Origin of the sequence: Methylobacterium sp. Leaf361, from assembly GCF_001424445.1 — a bacterium.
Classification (GTDB): domain Bacteria; phylum Pseudomonadota; class Alphaproteobacteria; order Rhizobiales; family Beijerinckiaceae; genus Methylobacterium.
The window spans coordinates 1-4,053 of record NZ_LMPY01000070.1 but is presented as its reverse complement, the minus strand read 5'-3'; the positions used below and the strand labels follow the sequence as shown (position 1 = coordinate 4,053).

Annotated in this window: 5 protein-coding genes; 1 reads left to right on the top strand and 4 read right to left on the bottom strand. The window is 63.8% G+C overall.

Annotation, left to right across the window (positions count from 1 at the left end; translation table 11 throughout):
* Nucleotides 1-316 precede the first annotated feature (316 nt).
* Both ASG32_RS29560 and ASG32_RS34235 read right to left on the bottom strand, forming a co-directional pair.
* A complete protein-coding gene (locus ASG32_RS29560; RefSeq protein WP_056533435.1) occupies nucleotides 317-568 on the bottom strand; it encodes a hypothetical protein in 252 nt (83 codons plus the stop codon).
* A gap of 650 nt (nucleotides 569-1,218) precedes the next feature.
* Nucleotides 1,219-1,470 (bottom strand): hypothetical protein, encoded by a 252-nt coding sequence (locus tag ASG32_RS34235; protein WP_157862103.1) that lies wholly within the window; start codon nucleotides 1,468-1,470, stop codon nucleotides 1,219-1,221.
* Between the two features lie 212 nt (nucleotides 1,471-1,682).
* Here ASG32_RS34235 and ASG32_RS29550 point away from each other — a divergent pair, with 212 nt between their 5' ends.
* Nucleotides 1,683-2,255: a MucR family transcriptional regulator gene (locus ASG32_RS29550; RefSeq protein WP_056533431.1), complete on the top strand. Its 573-nt coding sequence runs from the start codon at nucleotides 1,683-1,685 to the stop codon at nucleotides 2,253-2,255.
* 649 nt (nucleotides 2,256-2,904) lie between these two features.
* Here the strand turns inward: ASG32_RS29550 and ASG32_RS33085 are convergent.
* Nucleotides 2,905-3,255, bottom strand: coding sequence for a hypothetical protein (locus ASG32_RS33085; protein ID WP_082558105.1), 351 nt, complete (start codon nucleotides 3,253-3,255; stop codon nucleotides 2,905-2,907).
* A gap of 400 nt (nucleotides 3,256-3,655) precedes the next feature.
* Entirely contained in the window at nucleotides 3,656-3,922 is a 267-nt protein-coding gene (locus tag ASG32_RS29540) for a hypothetical protein (RefSeq protein WP_056533427.1), read from the bottom strand.
* Nucleotides 3,923-4,053 lie beyond the last annotated feature (131 nt).

Genomic DNA, 4,053 nt, shown 5'->3' with positions numbered 1-4,053 from the left:
GGCGTATCGCTCTCACTGAGAGGTTCTGGCAGGCTCGACACCCGCCTCGATACGCCGCCTTCAACACACCGTCGTCACCCAATCTCCCGCATAGCTCCTTGCCAGCAGCTCAAGCCCTCGGCGTCATGGCCTGCGCCGTGATCGCTTCCGCCATCTACTTGGCTACCCTCGTACAAGGCGTCAGGTCCGAGAGTAGCGGCCCACGCTAGGAGAGCGCGGCTGCGACGGAGAGGCCGCACCCGCGATCACCCTCATCTACTCCTCTGGCCGAGCGGTTTCAGCGTGGGGGTCTGTCTCACAAGCGGGGGTGGAGGCGCTACTTGCCCCCACCGCCCTTGTAGGCCGTGATGGCGCGACGGCAGTTCTCTGAGAGCTTGTCCATGTTCGCCTTGAAGCAGGCGTCCATTTCCGGACTGTCCGGATCCTTGCCGCTGCAGAACGTGACGGCATCGCCGGAACAGTAAGTCTTCAGATCTTTGTTGCCACGCTCTGCCGCCGACGCGTCTGAGGCCCCAAGAACAGGAGCCGCGACGGCGATGAGGCCGACTGCCAGGATGATGCTTCGCATATTGGATGCCTTAACGGGGGAATTTGCTGATGCGCAAACGGCTCGATTCGGTGATTTATCCCTTCCGCCGCGGAGCTGAGGTTCGCCCCCCCTTCGCGGCAGCCGGGTTGTGACCGAGTTTCGAGTGGCTACTTACCGCCAGCCTTCTCGTAAGCATCAATCGCGCGGCGGCAATTCGGGGACATCCTGCTCATGTTCTTCTTGAAGCAGGCATCCATCTGCGGACTGTTTGGATCAATGCCAGCGCAGAATTGAAGAGCGTCACCTGCACAGTTGGTCTGCAGGTCCGCGTTCCCGCGTCCAGGCGCCTGCGCTGAGGCGGGGGCGGCGATAGAGACGAGGCTGAAAACAAGGATGAGACTGCGCACGTTTGGTCCCTGAGCGGAATGGTCCGACGACGCACAACGAAGCTGGCGCCAGATTGGTCCCTTCCGCTTCCGAAACGCGATCCCGCCCTGCCGCCGTTGTCAGGGACGGGATGGCCGGCGGTCATGCCCGTAGATCTACGGCCACCACCACAAAGGCTGCCGTGAAAGCCGCGACAGGGCAGTCCTCGAACGCGTACTCCAGGCCTGCAGCCTCCAGCACACGTTCGACGCTCACGAGCACCACCGCGACATTGATCGCAGCATTCGGCCCTTAAATCGCATTCATCCGATCGGCTCGGCAGTTGCGTCGGCTCCTTGGATGCCAAGCCGCTCCAGTGCCGCTTCGCGCATCCCGAAGGCGTGCCGCTGCGCCGTGAAGGGTACCGACAGCTCAGCTGGTGACGTCTCATGGAAGAGCCCGACCAGCCGTCCGCGCACAGCGTTGTTGCGGCCGACCTCACGCACCAGAGACGCGATGGGGGCGCCGTCGAGTATCACGCTATCGCTGCCAGAAGCGAACTGCTGGATGGTCACGGCGGCCTAACAGCGGACATGGACATATCGACGCCCGGCGCCAAGGAAGACCTGCGCGACTGGACCTAAGGGAGGACGGCCGGCGATACAAATCAGAAATATTCTACGAAAGAGCTTGCTATCCGCCGCATTCTCCTAGGAAATCACAAATATCCCTTGACTAACGCTCAAATCGGCATCGTTCGTTGCGACTGCACATTGAGGAGATGCAAATGGACGAGAGCAACCAAGTTTCGGCAGCTGACCGCACCGATTTGATCGATCTGACTGCTAACATCGTCGCAGCCTACGTCTCGAATAATTCCGTGCGGCCGGCTGACCTCCCGGCCCTGCTGAGCGAAGTCCACGCTGCGATCACCGGGCTCAATGGGACCTCTGCTTCCGCCGAGCCTACGGTGGAGAAGGCGACGCCCTCGCAGATCCGCAAGTCGATCACGCCGGATGCGCTGATCAGCTTCATCGACGGCAAGCCGTACAAGACGCTCAAGCGGCACGTCACCGGCAACGGCCTGACGTTCGAGGAGTACCGCGAGCGCTTCGGCCTGCCGCGGGACTACCCGACCACGGCGGCCAACTACTCAGCTCAGCGATCCGCGCTCGCAAAGAGCGCGGGCCTGGGCCAGCAGCGCCGGAACGCAGCCCCGAAGGCTGCTGCCGCCGACGAGACGGTTGCAGAGGCGCCGAAGCCCCGTGGGCGGAAGAAGGTGGCCGAGCCTGCTGCGGCACCGGCCGAGAAGCCTGCCCGCGCCCGTAAGCCGAAGAAGGCTTCTGTCGCAGCGGAGTGAGACTGCCAGGCGCGGGAGCGGTGTGGAACCGCGCTGCCTCCCGCGGGTCTACCAAGCATCACGATGAGACCACCTCGCACCGCCCGGCTCTGGCCGCGGCGGCTTTTTCGTGCAGATGGCCCGCGCCTTGCGACCACCCGGCATTCCCTCCAGGGATTCACTCAGCCCCGCCGGCGCGCCGCGCGGGGCTTTTTCGAATCTGCCTAGGCGTCGTAGATATCGAACCAACTCTCAGGCGAGCGCGTTTGTCAGCCTTCAACTCAAGGAAGTTTCTTATGCGCCATCGCGTTCTCGCAGCCGCCGTCTTCAGCCTCCTCGCAGGCGGGGCCTCTGCACAGGCTCCCACGGCGACCCCTGTTGCGCCCTCCGCTCCTGGCGCTTCGGGCGTAGTTGCGCCGCAGAACAGCACCACCGGTAGCAACGGCGCCGTGACGGCGTCGCCGACCGGGCAGCCGGCCGACACGATATCCAATAGCTCGTCGTCTGCCGGGAATGCCAATCAGCCGGAGCGCGCCGTGCCCCAGGGCGGCGGCGGTGGCGGCAGCAGCAAGTAGCCCCTAAGCGCCATCATCTGAGTGCGCCTACTTCAGCCCCGCCGGCACCGCCGCGCGGGGCTTTTTCGCACTCTGCTCTGCTATTCAGATGCGCTCTAATTGCAGGTCAACTTCCGACCTTCGGCCATCCCGACCTTGCGGTAGTGTTCCAGACCGGACTTGATCGCTCGGCCAATGACCGCTCGGCGCACGTCCGGATTGCAGCGCAGATACTCCTCCTCGTTGAAAGCGTAGTCGCCGCGTCCGCCCCGCGAGCCTCGGTCATAGTCCCGATCGTAATCGCGGCGATCACGATCTCCGTAGCCCCGATCTCCGTAGCCTCGGTCGCGGGGGCCATAGTCGCCGCGATCGTAGCCGTAGTCGCGACCGCCGTATGGCTGTGCGAAGGCCGGAGCGGCTCCGCCGAGTAGCGCCAGGCCAAGGACGGTCGCTGAGATCACCTTCATGTCGTGCTCTCCGTTGTTGCGGGGCGTGAACGCTTTCAACGGTGGGTGGTTCGATTTGCGTCGGCAGATGCCGCGCCCTTGCTCCCAGCGTCACTACCGTTGGAGGGCTTGTCTTCCCCTGCTCCTCACCCACTCTCAGTGTCAGGTTTGGCGGGATTCCTCCCTTGTCGGTGCCGAGCCTGAGAAGCCCGCCCGGTCCGCCGGCGCGGGCTTTTTCGTCTCGGAGCCTGTTCCTGCACCAGCCCCAAGCCCGGGCGAGGTTTGCGTCATCGGCTCGTCGCGAGAATCGCCGATAGGGCGGCCCGAGCCATTGCTCGGCCTGGTCGTTCCTACGGCCGCTCATATTTTCATAGCCCGCCCGGCCAAGCGCCGCGGCGGGCTTTTTCGTGCAATGTTATACTCAGTGCTGCACCGACGGTCTCCGACCAGCGAATATCGCCATTCCGTCCGCTTCGACCGCCGTGATGAAGGCATCATAGGCCTCCAGGTCCGTCGCGAAGGTTTCCTGCCAAGCGGTGCAGCCGCCGGACGACAGATCGATCACGACCAGCTGCCAAGGATCCAGTGTGTCGGCATAGCGGTAGATCTCGACGTCGACGGTCTCGCCATCGCGGCTGAACGAGCCAGACAGCTCGGAATGCTCGAAGTCGCGGTCCTCGTCGTCCATCCCGGCTGTCCCATGTCGCGATGCGGCATGTAATACCAAGTCTCGTTGAGCAGGACTCACGCTGGGTAGCGGTGGCGAGCGGGTTGTGATTCTGTCCTCTGGTTTGGAGCCTGAGGAGGATGGGATGGCCG